This window comes from Dysosmobacter sp., assembly GCF_052306735.1.
In the GTDB taxonomy this organism is placed as follows: domain Bacteria; phylum Bacillota; class Clostridia; order Oscillospirales; family Oscillospiraceae; genus Oscillibacter.
Genome location: NZ_DAWBAJ010000045.1, coordinates 1 through 15,547, shown reverse-complemented (window position 1 = coordinate 15,547; position 15,547 = coordinate 1). Strand labels below are relative to the sequence as shown.

Below are 15,547 nucleotides of genomic sequence, written 5' to 3'. Positions count from 1 at the left end.
CTCATCGTCCAGGTGACCTACGGGTGCAGCCACAATACCTGCGCCTTTTGCAGCATGTACAAGGAAAAACGCTTCGCCCTGCGGCCGCTGGATGAGGTGCTGGAGGACTTCCGCATGGCCCGGCAGGTCTATCCGTATGTGGATAAGATCTTCCTGGCGGATGGTGACGCCCTGGTGCGCCGGGCGGCGGAGCTCTACACCATCCTCGATACCATTCGGGAGCTGTTCCCGGAGTGCCAGCGGGTCACCAGCTATGCCTCTCCCGCCAGCATCCGCATCCGGACGGATGAGGAGCTGCGCACCCTGCGGGAGAAAGGACTCACCATGGTCTACATGGGCCTGGAGTCCGGCTGCGATCAGGTGCTGGAGCTGATGAACAAGGGACACAAGGCCGCGGAGATCGTGGAGATGGGGCAGAAGGTCCGCAAAAACGGCATCGCCCTCTCCGTCACCGCCATCACCGGCCTGGGCGGCCCGGAACTGCTGGAGTCCCACGCTGTGGAGACCGCCAAAGCCTTCAACGCCATGAATCCGGAGTATATCGGCATGCTGACGCTGATGGTGGAGCCGGAGACCCCCCTCTATGACTGGGTCCACACCGGAAAGTTCCAACTGCTCACCCAGCCTCAGGTCCTGGAGGAGACCCGCCTCCTGGTGGAGAACCTGGACAGCCCCGGCAGTGTGTTCCGTATGAATCACGCCAGCAACTACCTGGTGCTCAAGGGTACCCTCAATCAGGACCAGGAGGCCATGCTGCGCACCATCGACGCGGCGGAGCACGACCTCAGCCGCCTGCGGCCGGAGGCCTGGCGGGGCCTTTGAGAATCAGACCGCTTCCGAAAACTGAAAACGGCCCCGGCGTATGCAGCGCATGCGCCGGGGCTTTTTCCTTCTTAATAAAAATTCCAGTTTGTGGAACGGAAATTGTAAAACTTTTTCCGTGGCTGATGCGTCTAATAGACAGAATGAGAAGAAAGGATCCTCATTGTGGCACGAATTCCGGAAGATCAATTAACTGCTTTCCTTGTGGAAAACCAGGCGCGGTTTTACCGTCTGGCTTACAGCTATCTCAAAGACAGGGAAGAGGCTCTGGACGCAGTACAGACTGCTGTCTGCAGGGCACTGGAAAAACAAGATAGCCTGCATGAGCCGGAGGCCCTTCGTACTTGGTTTTACCGCATTTTGGTAAATACTTGTACAGACCTGCTGCGCCAGCGTAAGCGGGTGACCTTTGTGCCCCCCGATGCCCTGGACTGCGGCAGCTATGAAGATCCGCTGCCGGCAGACGATACGCTCTCCCGCAGGGTGGATGCCCTGCCGCCGGAGATCCAGACCATTGTAAAGCTGCGGTTTTACGAGGAACTGTCTCTCAAGGAGATCAGCGCCGTCACCGGCTGGAACCTGAGTACGGTCAAGACTCGCTTGTATACGGGTTTGAAGAAGCTCAGGGTGTCTATGGAAGGAGTGGAAATTTTATGAATAAGTGGACCAGCGCGAAAAATGATTATGAGCAGATTCCCATCCCCGAAGAATTGGCGGACCGTGTCCAGGCCGGGATCCGCCAGGGAAAGGCAGCACACCGCCGGAGCGTGGGTGCCCGCCGGGCGTGGCGCTCTGTGGGTACCGTGGCAGCCTGCTTTGCCCTGCTGCTGGGCGGACTGAATCTGTCCCCGACGTTTGCAGCCGCTGCTGCCGACGTGCCGGTGCTGGGCGGAGTGTTTCAGGTACTGACCGTCCGCAGCTATGAGACCACCCAGGGTCAGACCAATTACCAGGTCTCCGTGCCGGAGATCGAGGCGGACAGTGATCTGGCGGACAAGGTGAATGCCGAGATCCAGGAGCGGGTGGATCAGCACCTGGCCGAGACCAAGGAACTCTTCGCGGAATATAAGGAGGCATTCCTGGCCACCGGCGGCACCGAGGAGGAATGGGAACAGCGGCAGATGGATGTCATCGTGGACTATGAGATCAAGAGTCAGACGTCCACCACCGTATCCTTTGTGGTGGATCTGTTCCAGGGTTCCTTCAATGCCTATAACCAGCAGTATTTCTACAACCTGGATCTGGAGAACGACCGGGATATCACCCTGAAAGATCTCCTGGGCGAGGATTGGGTGAACATCTGCAATACCGCCATTCAGGCACAGATCGATGCCAGCGTGGATGAGGATGGCTTCACCTACTTCTTCTCTGCGGACCAGGGCGGTTTCACCACTGTGGATGAGAACACCTCGTTCTATATCCGGGACGATGGTGTGCCTGTGGTGGTGTTCCCCCGCTATTCCATCGCCGCCGGTGCTGCCGGCGCGGTGGAGTTCCCCATCGAGAAATAATTCAACATCAAAACATTGCCGAATTGCCAGCTGAACGAGGCGGACGCATTGCGTCCGCCTCGTTTGATTCTGTGAAAAATACCGGTGCCCCTTAGGGGCACCAGTATCCATGGATGTATGACAGAGAGTCCTATTATCCCATCCAGTGTCGGCTGCCCGGGAGCATAGCCGCCTGCCTCCTGGCCAGTTGATCCGGCAGAAGCTGGGCGGGGGTATCGTAAGGGAGGTGTTCCTTTTCGTAGATGCCTCTGAGCAGGGCTCCCATAGCCTCCAGGCTCCGGCTCCGGGCCGTTTGCAGGCCCGCTTCGGCCAGGGAGGGGAGAGAGCCGTCCAGCAAACCCGACACTTCCCGGAGAACCTGGGCGTCGTCTCCGGCCTTGTAGACCTGTACGCCGTGGGTCAGCCATCCCTCATAGACGGGGATGTCCCGCAGCACCACTGGGATGCCGCAGGCCAGAGCTTCCAGTACCACGATGCCCTCCGTCTCCTCGTGGGACAAAAAGGCAAAGACGTCGCAGCCGCAGTAGGCATCCCGCAGTTCCTCCCGCTCCACAAAGCCCGGGAAGCAGAGGTTCTCCGGAGCATTGTCCATGGCTTCCCGAATGTTCCGGGGAATCAGCTCCGGGGGCGTGTGACCGAACCAGAAAAAGCGCACATCCGGCAGGGAACGAGCCAGCTGGACAAACTCAGGCAGGCCCTTGCGAGCAATGGTGTGTCCTACGGACATAACCACCTTGTCCTCTTCCCGCAGGCCATACTGGGCCCGAAAGGCCTGGCGGCGCTCCTGAGAGGGGGCAAAGAACCCGGTGTCCACGCCATTGCTCAGGGCATAGACCGGGCGGCGGACCCCGTAGTCCGTCAGCAGGCGGCGGGAGTACTCGGTGGGGGTGATGACCACATCACCCCGGTTGTAGCAGAGCATGATCCAGCGCCGGAACAGCGGCGCCAGGAAATTGGAGCCCCGGAAGGAATCCCGGAAATCCTCCATGGTGGAGTGGCCGTAGAAAACCACCTTTTTTCCCCGCAGCTTCGCCCACAGGGCGGCGGCCAGGGAATCGGGGAACACGGTGTTGCAGTGAACCACCCGGGCGTCCGGAGACGGACGGACGGTCACGTCGATGCCGCTGCGGCGCAGCATCTCTCTCTGGTGCTCCACGGCCCGTCCCACGCCGCTTTTGCGCACCAGGGACAGCGAGCCAGTATACAGCTGTACGCTCATAAATATGCCTCCAATCTCCGCGCTCAGGCGGGAAACAAGCCGGAGATCCACCGAAAGATCACGTTGAGGCCGATGCTGTACAACGCGATAGAGGCGGGTTTTCCCAGCAGGATGATGGCGGAAAACCGCCGCAGGGTCATACGGGTGGTGCCGGCCAGCCAGCACAGGAAATCGTCCGGTGCCACCGGGAAGAAAATGGCGGCGGCAAACCAGCGGTCAAAGTGACGGTCTGTCCAGGCCTCGTATTTCTGAATGGTTTCCTGGCGGAACAACACGGATAAAACGGGCTTTCCGTAGAGGCGCGCCAGGGCAAAGGCGGCCAGGGACCCCAGGCAGATACCGGTATAGTTATAGGCAAAGCCCATCCAGGGACCGAAGAGTACCACGCCGGCAAGGCAGCCCAGCCCGCCGGGCAGAATGGGGATCACCACCTGCACCGCCTGAAAGAGAATGAAGGCGGCAATGCCCAGCACGCCCCAGGCCCCCACGAACTGGCGCAGGGCGTCCTGGGAGGTGAAAAGCTGATGCTTCAGGCCGTAGGCAACAAACAGCACGCACAAAACGACGCCTACGGCTGAGCAGATATTGATGGTGGTCTTGTTGATGAATTTGGGCATGGCTTGGTCTCCTTATGCTTGGAATCAGGCAGCTCCGGCAGAGCGGGGATGGACGCCCAATACCTGTTCATAGACGGCGGCTACCCGGGAGGCAAAGGCCTGATAGGAAAACGACTGCTGGGCCAGTTCCGCGGCGCTGCGTCCCATCTGGACACCAAGCGCGGGATCTTCCATGAGTTTTTGCAGGTGCTTGCGGAACTGGGCGCTGTCCTGATACTGCCAGCCGTTGAACCCGTCCCGGATGATACCTTCCAGGCATTCATCCCGGCGGCACAGGGCCGGTACGCCGGAGGAGAGGGCTTCCAGATAGGTCAGCCCCTGGGTCTCGCTGGAGGAGGCACTGACGAACACATTGCCCAGCCGGTAATAGTCCGCCACCTGATCCGGGGGAATCATTCCGGTGAAAATCACCTGTTCCGTAAGCCCCAGCGCCTGCACCTGGGATTCCAGGGAGGTGCGGTAGGGACCGTCTCCCACCAGCAGCAGCCGGACGCTGGGATCGGAAAGGGCGGCAGTCTGGTGGAGCAGTTCGCTGATGTTCTTCTCCTCGGCCAGGCGGCCCACATATACCATCACAAAGGCCTCTGCGGGGATACCCAGGCTGCGGCGCAGCACATTCAGCTGGATCTCATCCACCGGGCGGCAGAAGCGGCTCAGATCGATACCGGTGGGAATCACATGGATGGGGCGGTTCACCTGATAGCCCTCCAGCAGACGGCGCACTTTCACGGTGGGGGCGATGACACAGGCAGTCTGGTTCACCACCCACCGGGAGAAGACGGACACGGCCTTGCGGCCCCACCGGCGGCTGGGGGAAAAGTAGTGGGTATAGTCCTCGTACATGGTGTGGTAGGTGTGCACCATGGGAGCGCCGGTGAGAGCGGAGAGCTTGCGGGCCATCAAAAACGTGGAGAACTCACACTGGGTATGGATGATATCCGGCTTCCAAGCCGCCAGCTCCTGTAAGAGCTCCGTCCCGGGAGCGGCGCGCAGACGGGCACCGGGATAGATGCGCCCGGCGCCGATGGCGCCGATGGCCGTAACCGGCCCCTCTGTGCGGGAGTGGGCGGTTTCGGACAAGGTCAGGATCCGAACCTCGTGGCCCATAGCCTCCAGCCCACGCTGCAGGTTTAAGACAGATGTCACCACCCCATTGACGGTGGGGGCATACCAGTCTGATGTAATCAGAATTTTCATACACTCTCTCCTTGCCGCTCCTGGACGGCACACAACAACTGTATCAACCGTATTAGTTCATCTAGTACGGTTATAGCATACAGAATCCATGTTTGCTTGTCAATCGTCCTCCTGTAAAATTCATGGTTTTGCAACATTTTCCGTCTCCTTTACAAATAAGAGCGGGAAATGCACGGGATGTTACGGTTGTCTTGCTCATTGATACGAGGCGGAATACCTGATTTCTTCAAAAGTCCGCAAAAAAAACCGGCGCACGAAATCGTGCGCCGGTCATTCATCAGATCAGGCCCTGAGCCAGCATAACGCCGGCAACTTTCAGGAAGCCTGCAATGTTCGCGCCCACCACCAGGTCGCCGGGGACGCCGCATTCCACAGAGGCATCGTAGATGTTGTGGAAGATATTGGTCATAATGGTCTTGAGCTTGCTGTCCACTTCCTCGAAGGTCCAGGAGAAGCGCATGCTGTTCTGGCTCATCTCCAGACCGCTGGTGGCCACGCCGCCGGCGTTGGCCGCCTTGGCGGGAGCAAACAGCAGCCCGGCGTCCTGGAACACCCGGATGGCCTCGGGACGGCAGGGCATATTGGCGCCCTCTGCTACAGCCATGCAGCCGTTCTTCACAATGGTCTGGGCCATATCGCCGTCGATCTCGTTCTGGGTGGCGCAGGGCAGAGCCACGTCGCAGGGGATGGTCCAGATTCCCCGGAAGCCCTCGTGATACACACTGCCGGGAACACGCTCCGCATATTCCTTGATGCGGCCGCGGTGGCCCAGCTTGATGTCCTTCACCACATCCAGCCGGATGCCGTGGGGATCATGGATATAGCCGTTAGAGTCGCTGAGGGCCACCACCTTGGCACCCAGCTGCATGGCCTTCTCCGTGGCGAAGATGGCCACATTGCCGGAGCCGGAGATCACCACGGTCTTGCCGGCCAGGCTGTCGCCCTTCATGCACTTGAGCATCTCCTCCGTCAGGTAGCAAAGGCCGTAACCGGTGGCCTCAGTCCGGGCCAGGGAACCGCCGAAGGCCAGGCCCTTGCCGGTGAGGACGCCGGCGTCATAGCTGCCGCGGATCCGGCGGTACTGGCCGAACAGGAAACCGATTTCCCGGGCGCCCACGCCGATGTCACCGGCGGGCACATCCACGAACTGGCCGATGTGGCGGTTGAGCTCCGTCATGAAGCTCTGGCAAAAACGCATGACCTCGTCGTCGCTGCGGCCCTTGGGGTCGAAGTCGGCGCCGCCCTTGGCGCCGCCCATGGGCAGGCCGGTCAGGCTGTTTTTGAGGATCTGCTCAAAGCCCAGGAATTTCAGAATAGACAGGTTTACCGTGGGATGGAACCGCAGGCCGCCCTTGTAGGGGCCGATGGCGGAACTGAACTGGATGCGGTAGCCGCGGTTGATATGTACATGGCCCTCATCATCCATCCAGGGCACCCGGAAGGAAATCATGCGCTCCGGCTCCACAAAGGCTTCGATGATACCGTGCTGCTCGTACTCGGGGTGCTTGTCAACGATCAGATCCAGGCTTTCCAGCACTTCCAGAACCGCCTGATGGAATTCCCGCTGGTCGGGATCCCGGGTAACTACCTGGGAGTAGACCCGCTGCAGATATTCGCTTTTTAACATACCAGTATCCCTCATTTCCAATTTGGTTTCCCAGAAACCTTTTACACAGTATAATAAGGATACCGAACTTCACTGCTTTAGCGCAATGTTAAATCTTTCCCAAATTCGCCCCACAAAGACATTCGTTTTCGTGTAGAAATCACAAACAGCCGGTAAAATGCAGGTTTTCCACATTTTACCGGCTGCTTTATGCAGGAAATTATGCGTAATTATACGGGATCCAGAGCTTCCCGCAGGGTATCCGTAATGGCTCCCTCAAACACCCGGTCCGCGTGGCCGTGGAGGGTTTCCAGGGCGCCTGCCGCCAGGGTGCAGGGGGTGTTTCCACCCATGGACAGATCCATGTCCAGGATAAACTTAACTTCCGGATCCTGAGGCGCGTCAGGCCGGTTGCTCTTAATCCGGCCGGGACCGGCGTGGATCTTGGCCTGGCAGCTGGAATCCAGCTTGATCTGCAGATCACAGCCCAGGTTCAAAACCTGATCTTCCCGCACATCCGGCTCCCTTAAAGGCCCCACGTAGGCGGGAGCAATGAGTTCCGACCAGGGGGTACCCTCCAGATTCAGCGCCTGCCTGGAAAAGAGATTCACATACCGCAGTCCCACCCGCTGGAAAAAGGCGGGCTTATAAAGCCGGATGAACTCCGCCAGGGGGCGGTCCAGCTGGCGGGCAAATTCCTCCCAGCCGGGATAGCCCAGTGTGGACAGGGCAATGAAGTTTTCCGTCAGGTTCAGCTTCCACTGCCCATCGGCGGAGAGAAAGTGATAGTTGGTGATGGGAGCTTGCTGCTCCACCCGGGGAGAGGGGCCGCCCAGTCCGGTGACTTTTGGGGCGGGCTGATCCTGCCGGCGGGCGTACTGGGGGAACTGATCCCGGATCGCCTCCTGAAAGTCGGCGGGCTCCACATTGTTGATGGAGAGAATGGTAGGAAAACGCAGCTGGCAGATGACCTCACGGGCCGGTGCAGCGCGGTAATGGATTCTGGGACGCTGATCAAAGAGCATGGGTAGGACTCCTTTATCTTCAGATGCACGGCTTGCACCGTGCGAATAAACCGCGAAACGGTTTATTCCGTATCCATTATTGTAACTGCTGGCCTGGGAAAAGTCAAATTCCCTGGTTTACAGATAGAAGCGGTGACCGCCGATGGTGGTGTAATAGACCCGGTTGGCGGTGATCCAGGCTCCTTGGGAAAGGGCGGGGGCGTAAAAGTATAAAGATTCACCCACCGGCTTTACACCATTCAAAGCCTGCCGGGCAGCATCCAGGGATTTTTCCGAAGGTGTGTTGAAGATGGCACCGTTGGCAGTGGGCTGAAACTGCACGCCGTTTACCCGGTCAAAAATTACCCCGGGGATTGTGGAGGGGAAGTCCGTGCTCTCCACTCGATTCATTACCACATTGCCCACGGCCGTTTTGCCGGTGAGGGGCTCACCCTGTGCCTCGGCGTGGATGATGCGGCTGAGCCAGTAGAGATCCGAGGCGTCATGCTCCGCCCCCGGGGAGGTGACAGCCGCGCCGCTCATGTAGCGGTCCCAGGCCACCTGGCCGCCCAGGGCGGTGATGACAATGCGCAGGGGGATGTACGTCCGGCCGTTTTCCACCCAGACCTTCCCGGTATAAGATTTGCCCCGGATGGTGACGGTATCCGCTGCCGGATCGGCCCGGAGGGAGGTGGAGCCGGAGACCGCCGCCGCCTCTCCAGCGCCGGCGTCCCACCAGATGCTCCAATCTCCCAGGGATTCCAAAAAGGTGCGCATAGGGACATAGGTGACGCCACGCTCCAGGTAGGAGACTGCCTGGAGCCGTTCCCCGTCGATCTGAACGGGGACAGTGGTTCTGGCGGCTTGGGCAGGCATTGTACACGCAAGCAGGGCGGCGGACAACAGTCCGCATAGGATTCGCTTTTTCATGTAATTCGTCCTCTCTTGTGAAGTGTCACAAAAAATAATACAGAAAACTGGCAAAAGAGACAACCCACAAAACCTGTCAGCAGAGGAAACTGCTGCTTTGGAAGAAAGTGCTTGACAATATCGAGACACGATATTACTCTGTAATCAGAGAATATCGTGTCTCGATATTGGGAGGTGAAGGCCGTGGCCAAGGAGCCGCTGAAGGTGCTGACGGAGAGCATGTTTTACGTGCTGCTTTCTCTGCTGCATCAGGAGCGATGCGGCGCGGAAATCGTGCAGTACGTGGATGATACCACGGTGGGCCGGGTACCTCTGGGCCCAGGGACCCTATATACGATCCTGGCCAAGTTCCAGGAGGAAGGCCTCATTGTGGAAACAGCAGTGGAGGGCCGCAAGCGCACCTATGCCATCACGGACCGTGGCCGGGCCCTGTTCCGGCAGGAACTCAGCCGGCTGCGCCTTTGCGTGGCGGATGGCGAACGGGAGGGGGAGTGAGGCATGAAAAACCGTATTCGGCGTCTGATCCCGGACAATCGCTGGGACATGGGCATGATGGAGAACTGGCTGGAGGATATGGCGGCGGAGGGCTGGCTTCTGGAAAAGTGCGGCGGACATTTTGCAACCTTTGAGCGCTGGGAGCCCCGGCCCTGCCGGTTCCGGCTGGAACCTCTGGGGGGCCGGAGGCAAGATCAGCAGGAGGCGGCGGAGGAGCTCTATGCCCAGCTGGGCTGGCGGCGCCTGTGCTCCATGGGAGAGTTTTTGATCTTTTACTGCCTGGATCCGGCTGCCCCGGAGCTGCAGACGGATCCGGTGGCGGAGAACTGGCTGGTGGAAAAGCTGCTGAAAAAGACCCGGCGGGGGCTGGTGCTCAGCTGGCTGTTTCTGCTGGGTTGCGTAGGGCTGTTTGCCCTCCGGCTGCTCCGGTCGGAGACCCCGGTGGAGGATCTGATTCTGGGAACCGATGCGGAGATCGTGTTTGCCGCTGTGCTGCTGCCTTGGCTGGCGTGGGAGACGGTGCGGGCGCTGGGGGGCTTGCGCCGCATGCGCCGCCAGATGGCGGCGGGATTCCCCCGGACTCACACAGGAGATTGGAAGAAGAACCGCCGCCGGGCCGCGGTGGGCACCGCACTCCTGATGATTTTCTATGTCCTCTGGCTGGGTTATCCCTTCTGGCAGCTGGGGATTTCCAGCGCGCAGCATGATACGGAGCCGCCCCGCCTGATGGGCTATCAGCTGGACCCCGCATTGGATGAGAGCCGGCAAAGCTCGGATGTCCACCTGGAGAATCCCTCGTTTTTATCCCCAATCCACAGCGATCTCTGGGAGACCTACAGCGGCAGCGGGGAGCCCCGGATCCTCAGTGAGTATTACTCGCTGAGATTTTCCGCCCTGGCGGAGCCCCTCTACGTTGAGCAGGTGGAACAGGTCCGGGCGGCCTGGCCGGAGGCAGAGTTTACAGAGCCGGAGGTCCCGGGCATGGACTATGTGACATTGGCCCGGACGCAGTACAATACCTTCCTCATTGCCTGCCGGGGAAAAGCGGTGATCTATGTGGGGGCCTTCGGCGTAAAAGGGGTGGCGGACCATCTGGACGACTACGCCGCTGTGCTGGCGGAGTTGCAGTAGAGAGGAGGGGCCTGTATGAACAGCGGAACAAGACTGCACCTGGCGGTATTCCCCTATGATATCCCGGCTGTCCAGGCGTGGCTGGAGGATCAGGCTGCCAAAGGAGAATTCCTCTCGGAGTATACCATCCTGCCGGTATTTGACCGGGGCGAGCCCAAAGCGGTCCGGTACCGGTTGGAGCCCATGATCCAAAAAGAGAAAGCCCCGGATCAGCACCGGCGGGAGCTGTATGAGGAACTGGGCTGGCAGTATGTCTGCACAATCCGGAAGAGTTTCCACATCTGGCGCTGCGACGATCCGGAGACCCCGGAGCTGTTCACGGAGGCGGAGACAGAGGGAGGTGCCTATCACTTCCTGCTGCGGATGGAGCGCAGGGGCTTTCGCATCTGGGCCATCCTGTTGGCATATATTTTGGCGCTTCTGGCATGGACGTTCTGTTCCGGGACCTCTTTGCTCCGTGAGGTGGACCACTGGACGCCCTGGTGGTCTACCCTCCTTGGCTGGGCGGCCGTGGCAGCCGTTGTGCCTGCGGCGGTTTATACGGATTGGTGCCTGCGGCGGTATATTCGGGCTCTGCGGATCGGCGTACCCCAACCCCACCGCAGACCCTACCGGGGGGCCAGGGCACTTTCCACTTTGGTCCTGGCAGTATGGGCGGTGTTCTTCCTGTCCCGGGTGATACTGTTGTTCCAGCCCTCGTCCCGGCCTTTTGAGCCCGTAGAGAACTTCGGCCAGCCGGTGCCCTATGTGTCCCTGGCGGAGTTGGGAGACCAACCGCCCTGCCGGGAAGCAGAGGCTCTGCGCATTCGGAACTTTGCCGCCCGGGAATCCTGGTGGAGCAGTGAGGGGGACTTTGACCAGCCGCCCTTTGTCTTGACGAAGTATTACCGCATGTGGCTGCCCTTCCAGGCGGAGCGGATGGCAGCGGCCTGGGTGGAGGAGTCGGCAGAGTGGGAGGGGCGGCTGGAGACGCTTTCCCACCCGGTCCTGGACGGGGTGTGGCTGTTCCGCTTTGACAGCGGCGTGCAGTTCCTGCTCCTCCGCAGCGGGGGACAGCTGCTGGAATACCAGTATGACGGGAGCCTGGATCTACGCCAAAAGTTGGATGTGTTTGCCGATGCCCTGGAGCGATTTGGAGAGGTGCCGCAGTCATGACGGAAGAACGCTTTGTAAAGGATGCGCAATATAAAGAGCTGCGGCCCGCCAACGTTTATGATGTGGCGGCCAACGAGACCTGGCTGGAGGACATGGCCCATCAGGGCTACCGTCTGGTGGGTATGACAGGGTGGAGCGGCGTTTTTGAAAAGGCGGAGCCTTTCACCTGTCGGTACCGAATGCAGCCCCTGTCCAAAAAGGAGAAGCGGCCGCCGGAGGAGATGGCGGAAGCCTACCGGGAGCTGGGGTGGGAGTATGCCGGGACCATCCCGGGCACCTTCCACGTCTGGCGGTGTGAGGATCCCACCGCCCCGGAGCTGGATACGGACCCGGTGGTCCAGGGGATGGGATACCGGTATCTCCGGCGGAAGATGCACCGGAACATCGTGCTGGATCTGGTGCTGCTGACAGTGCTGGCTGGGGAGTATCTGCTTCTCTCCGGGTTGGCATCCACGCCTTTGCTGGATACCTTGGAGGATTTTGCACCGGGACAGCTGACTGCGGGGACGCTGGCGGCGGTATTGGTAGTGGCGCTTATGGTCTGTCAGGTGCTCAGTATGCGCCGGCTGCTGCGGTTCCTCTGCACCGGGATCCCCTTGGAGCGTCCCCGGCCCTACCGGCACCAGAAGTGGTTGGCCCGGGTCTTGGCAGTTGCGCTGGGATGGATGCTTTTCCTGCATTTTTTCAGCGGCTTTTCCACAATGAATGGCAGCAGCTTGAAAGAGGGCTGGGACGCCGGAGACAGTTATCATGACCCGGGATCCGGTGTGGTCTATGTGGATCTGGCGGCTCTGGAGGGAGCGGAGAAGACGGAGTTCTGGGGCTGCCGAACCAAGGTCCAGGAGCTGTGTCCCCGGATGTACGAGACCCGGCAGCGGTCTCTTGGAGTCGGAAAGGGAGACTCCTACCCGGTGGAATCCTGGGTAGAGACCACCTACTACCGTCTGCTGACGGAGGGTTTGTCCAGGCAGCTGGCGAAGGAACTGACGCAGAGGCGGATTGCCTCTTTTGGAGTGGACGGACACCCCGCCCTGACGGCGGTGGAGACCGATGACCTCGATGGCCTCTGGTGGGGGGAGGACCAGTATTACCAGTATGCCGTGGCCCGGCTGGGACGGCAGGTGCTGCTGGTGGAGTATGAGGGACAAACCGACCTGCGCACCGCCGGGGACTATTTGGCCGGGCTTTTGCAGCAGTAGAGAGGAGAAATGGGATATGTCGGAGCTGCGGAAAAAGCAGGAATATAAGGAACTGCGTCCTGTGGGGACCTATGATGTGGCGGCGCTGGAATCTTGGTTGGAGGAGCGGGCCCGGGAGGGGTACCGCCTGATCCGGTTTAAAGGCCTTTATGGCATCTTCCATTGGGAGGGAGCGGCCCCCTGCCGCTATCGGTTCCAGCCTCTGCTGCGGGAAGAGGGACGGCCAAAGAGGGAGATGATGGAGACCTATCAGGAGATGGGGTGGGAGTATGTCTGTACCCTGGCAGGGACATTTCACGTCTGGCAGTGCGACGACCCCACCGCCCCGGAGCTGGACACGGATCCGGTGGTTCAGGGGATGGGGTATGGCTATCTTCGTCGGAAGATGCGCCTCCGTCTGCTGCGCTTGCCGGGAATCCTGCTTTTGCTTGTGGTGATCTTCCTCTATCCCTGGATTTGGGGCGCCGGAGACACGCCGTTAATCAATCAGCTGCAGCGTGCCCTGCCGGGGGAGTGGATCCTCTTGGTAATCGTTTTGGGGTACGGGCTCTTTTTGGAAGTGCTGGATGTGCGGCAGATGCGCCGGCTGCTGCGATCCCTGAACGCCGGGATGCCCCTGAAACGCCCCTGCCCCTGGAAGCTGAAGAAATATGTGACGCAGAGCGTCAAGATCCTGTCGATCGTGATTTATGTGGCAGTTTATTTCCTGCATAGCGGCACTAGCCTGCGCTTTACCACCCCTGCCATGGAAGAGGGCGGTCAGGCCGTCCTGCCGGAGGTGGTGTATGCGGACCTGCGGGAGCTGGACGGCCTGGAGGAGCTGCGTTCTTTTTCCGCAGAGGGCAAGTCCCTGTGGCCGGCACCGCAGATGTACTGGACCCATCAGTCAACGTGCCTGCCGGATGGCCGCTGGATGTTTGCCAGCACGGACTATTACTGTATGCGTACGGAGAAGCTGGCGGAGCGGGTGGAAGAGGATCTGCTGTACACACTGAAGCGGTATGGAAGTGAAGATCGGGTGGCACAGATGGAGGTCCCCGGATTAGACGACTTCTGGTGGAGTGCCGGCAAAGGGGATTTTACCGGGGAGGATGGCTTCCAGTGTGTGGTGGCCCGCCGTGAAAATTGCGCGCTGCTGCTCACATACACCGGCCAGACCGACCTGCGCACACAAGGAGACTATTTCGCCGGACTTCTGGCAGAAAAGTGAGCAAGCCAGCCCCTTCCTGCGCATAGACTGTCCTAAAGAGGGGAGGGATGGCCGTGGACGCGCTGGAACAGAGCGCTGCCATTGAGGCGCTGTCCATAGCCCGAAGCCTTTCGGCAGAGGAATTGGCCCGGGCGGCGCTTCTGCTGACCCAGCTGGGAACCACCCTGGGTACCATCTCCGCCCTGCGGGAGCTGGACGAGACGGGTACCACCTCTACGGGAGCGGAGACGTGATAGGGAAAACACCAGGGCCGCAGGCATTTGCCTGCGGCCCTGGTGTTTTGATTATAAATTTGAAAATTCTCAGCCCTTGACGATGGCGGCGGTGTCCATGGCGATCATGAGCTCCTCGTTGGTCGGAATCAGCAGAACCTTCACCTTGGAGTCGGCGGCGGAGATGACAGCTTCCTTACCCCGGGTGTTGTTGGCCTCAGCGTCCATCTTCACGCCCATGAATTCCAGACCGGAGGCAATGGCCATCCGCTGAGAGGCGGAGTTCTCGCCCACGCCGGCAGTGAAGATGATGGCATCCACTCCGCCCATGGCAGCGGCATAGGCGCCGATGAGCTTCTTGACGCCGTAGTTGAACATGTCTACAGCCAGGCCGGCCCGCTCGTTGCCCTCCTTGTGGGCATTCTCCAGATCGCGGAAGTCAGAGGAGACGCCGGAGACACCCTGAACGCCGGACTTCTTGTTGAGGATGTTGAGCATCTCATCGATATTCATGTTGTACTTGTTCATGATATACTGCAGGATGCCGGCATCCAGATCGCCGGAGCGGGTGCCCATGGGGAGACCGGCCAGAGGAGTGAAGCCCATGGAGGTGTCCACGCTCTTGCCGCCGTCGATGGCGGTGACGGAGGAGCCGTTGCCCAGGTGGCAGGAGATCAGCTTAAGCTCCTCGGGCTTCTTGCCCAGCATAACGGCGGCACGGCCGGCCACATACTTGTGGGAGGTGCCGTGGAAGCCGTAGCGACGGACCTTGTCGTTCTCGTAATACTCATAGGGCAGAGCATACATGTAGGCCTTGGCGGGCATGGTCTGATGGAAAGCAGTGTCGAACACAGCCACCTGAGGCACATCCTTGCCCATGACGGAGGTGCAGGCGTTGATGCCGGTGATATTGGCAGGGTTGTGGAGAGGAGCCAGAGGGATGCAGTCCTCCAGAGCCTTCATGACCTCGTCGGTGATGAGGACGGACTTGTTGAAGGCCTCACCGCCGTGCACCACGCGGTGACCCACTGCGTCGATCTCGGCCATGGAGCCGATGACGCCGTTGTCCTTGTCCACCAGGGCGTCCAGCACTGCCTGGATGGCTTCGGAATGGGTGGGCATAGCCACGTCTACGGCGTCCAGCACCTTCTTGCCCTCCACCTGGGGCTTATAGGTGAACTTGCCGTCGATGCCGATGCGCTCGCACAGACCCTTGGCCAGCAGCACGCCGGTCTCGGG

General features: G+C 60.1%; 16 protein-coding genes. 9 read left to right on the top strand and 7 right to left on the bottom strand.

Going from position 1 to position 15,547, the window contains the following annotated elements:
• From ACT67G_RS10085 to ACT67G_RS10075, 3 genes are all read left to right on the top strand, one after another.
• The coding region (locus tag ACT67G_RS10085; RefSeq protein WP_443664148.1) for a radical SAM protein at positions 1–822 on the top strand (822 nt) is incomplete at its 5' end.
• Positions 823–987: 165 nt separating this feature from the next.
• Positions 988–1,479, top strand: coding sequence for an RNA polymerase sigma factor (locus ACT67G_RS10080; protein ID WP_325247811.1), 492 nt, complete (start codon positions 988–990; stop codon positions 1,477–1,479).
• Positions 1,476–2,333 (top strand): DUF3298 domain-containing protein, encoded by an 858-nt coding sequence (locus ACT67G_RS10075; RefSeq protein WP_443664147.1) that lies wholly within the window; start codon positions 1,476–1,478, stop codon positions 2,331–2,333. The genes ACT67G_RS10080 and ACT67G_RS10075 overlap by 4 nt, the downstream gene beginning before the upstream one ends.
• A gap of 133 nt (positions 2,334–2,466) precedes the next feature.
• Here ACT67G_RS10075 and ACT67G_RS10070 read toward each other — a convergent pair whose 3' ends face one another.
• The 6 genes from ACT67G_RS10070 to ACT67G_RS10045 form a co-directional block, all read right to left on the bottom strand.
• Positions 2,467–3,552 carry a glycosyltransferase gene (locus tag ACT67G_RS10070; protein ID WP_443664146.1) on the bottom strand — a complete coding sequence of 362 codons (1,086 nt, stop codon included), beginning with the start codon at positions 3,550–3,552 and terminating at the stop codon, positions 2,467–2,469.
• Positions 3,553–3,575: 23 nt separating this feature from the next.
• A complete protein-coding gene (locus ACT67G_RS10065; RefSeq protein WP_443664145.1) occupies positions 3,576–4,169 on the bottom strand; it encodes a TVP38/TMEM64 family protein in 594 nt (197 codons plus the stop codon).
• A gap of 24 nt (positions 4,170–4,193) precedes the next feature.
• Positions 4,194–5,366, bottom strand: coding sequence for a glycosyltransferase family 4 protein (locus ACT67G_RS10060; protein WP_443664144.1), 1,173 nt, complete (start codon positions 5,364–5,366; stop codon positions 4,194–4,196).
• Positions 5,367–5,643: 277 nt separating this feature from the next.
• Positions 5,644–6,993, bottom strand: a complete 1,350-nt coding sequence (gene gdhA / locus ACT67G_RS10055; protein ID WP_443664143.1) for an NADP-specific glutamate dehydrogenase — start codon at positions 6,991–6,993, stop codon at positions 5,644–5,646.
• A gap of 209 nt (positions 6,994–7,202) precedes the next feature.
• Positions 7,203–7,997, bottom strand: a complete 795-nt coding sequence (locus ACT67G_RS10050; protein ID WP_325245472.1) for a TIGR04255 family protein — start codon at positions 7,995–7,997, stop codon at positions 7,203–7,205.
• Positions 7,998–8,114: 117 nt separating this feature from the next.
• The gene (locus tag ACT67G_RS10045; protein WP_325245471.1) at positions 8,115–8,906 is read right to left on the bottom strand and encodes a cell wall hydrolase; all 792 of its coding nucleotides are present in this window, start codon (positions 8,904–8,906) and stop codon (positions 8,115–8,117) included.
• A gap of 156 nt (positions 8,907–9,062) precedes the next feature.
• On the opposite strand from ACT67G_RS10045, the gene ACT67G_RS10040 reads away from it, so the two are divergent.
• Genes ACT67G_RS10040 through ACT67G_RS10015 form a run of 6 tightly spaced genes read left to right on the top strand, consistent with a single transcriptional unit; the run spans position 9,063 to position 14,329 of the window.
• Positions 9,063–9,401 (top strand): PadR family transcriptional regulator, encoded by a 339-nt coding sequence (locus tag ACT67G_RS10040; RefSeq protein WP_443664142.1) that lies wholly within the window; start codon positions 9,063–9,065, stop codon positions 9,399–9,401.
• Positions 9,402–9,404: 3 nt separating this feature from the next.
• Entirely contained in the window at positions 9,405–10,532 is a 1,128-nt protein-coding gene (locus ACT67G_RS10035; RefSeq protein WP_443664141.1) for a DUF2812 domain-containing protein, read from the top strand.
• Between the two features lie 15 nt (positions 10,533–10,547).
• Positions 10,548–11,687, top strand: a complete 1,140-nt coding sequence (locus ACT67G_RS10030; RefSeq protein ID WP_443664140.1) for a DUF2812 domain-containing protein — start codon at positions 10,548–10,550, stop codon at positions 11,685–11,687.
• A complete protein-coding gene (locus tag ACT67G_RS10025) occupies positions 11,684–12,886 on the top strand; it encodes a DUF2812 domain-containing protein (RefSeq protein WP_443664139.1) in 1,203 nt (400 codons plus the stop codon). The genes ACT67G_RS10030 and ACT67G_RS10025 overlap by 4 nt, the downstream gene beginning before the upstream one ends.
• Before the next feature lie 16 nt (positions 12,887–12,902).
• Positions 12,903–14,096, top strand: a complete 1,194-nt coding sequence (locus ACT67G_RS10020; RefSeq protein ID WP_443664138.1) for a DUF2812 domain-containing protein — start codon at positions 12,903–12,905, stop codon at positions 14,094–14,096.
• 53 nt (positions 14,097–14,149) lie between these two features.
• Entirely contained in the window at positions 14,150–14,329 is a 180-nt protein-coding gene (locus ACT67G_RS10015) for a DUF6774 domain-containing protein (RefSeq protein ID WP_443664137.1), read from the top strand.
• Positions 14,330–14,398: 69 nt separating this feature from the next.
• On the opposite strand, the gene ACT67G_RS10010 is transcribed toward ACT67G_RS10015, so the two are convergent.
• On the bottom strand, positions 14,399–15,547 hold a 1,149-nt coding region (locus tag ACT67G_RS10010), incomplete at its 5' end, for an acetate/propionate family kinase (protein ID WP_443664136.1).

Coding starts and splice junctions, on each gene's coding strand:
- ACT67G_RS10045 (WP_325245471.1), bottom strand. CDS start 8,906: ATGAAAAAGCGAATCCTATGCGGACTGTTGTCCGCCGCCCTGCTTGCG.
- ACT67G_RS10070 (WP_443664146.1), bottom strand. CDS start 3,552: ATGAGCGTACAGCTGTATACTGGCTCGCTGTCCCTGGTGCGCAAAAGC.
- ACT67G_RS10020 (WP_443664138.1), top strand. CDS start 12,903: ATGTCGGAGCTGCGGAAAAAGCAGGAATATAAGGAACTGCGTCCTGTG.
- ACT67G_RS10050 (WP_325245472.1), bottom strand. CDS start 7,997: ATGCTCTTTGATCAGCGTCCCAGAATCCATTACCGCGCTGCACCGGCC.
- ACT67G_RS10035 (WP_443664141.1), top strand. CDS start 9,405: ATGAAAAACCGTATTCGGCGTCTGATCCCGGACAATCGCTGGGACATG.
- ACT67G_RS10030 (WP_443664140.1), top strand. CDS start 10,548: ATGAACAGCGGAACAAGACTGCACCTGGCGGTATTCCCCTATGATATC.
- ACT67G_RS10060 (WP_443664144.1), bottom strand. CDS start 5,366: ATGAAAATTCTGATTACATCAGACTGGTATGCCCCCACCGTCAATGGG.
- ACT67G_RS10075 (WP_443664147.1), top strand. CDS start 1,476: ATGAATAAGTGGACCAGCGCGAAAAATGATTATGAGCAGATTCCCATC.
- ACT67G_RS10065 (WP_443664145.1), bottom strand. CDS start 4,169: ATGCCCAAATTCATCAACAAGACCACCATCAATATCTGCTCAGCCGTA.
- gdhA (WP_443664143.1), bottom strand. CDS start 6,993: ATGTTAAAAAGCGAATATCTGCAGCGGGTCTACTCCCAGGTAGTTACC.
- ACT67G_RS10025 (WP_443664139.1), top strand. CDS start 11,684: ATGACGGAAGAACGCTTTGTAAAGGATGCGCAATATAAAGAGCTGCGG.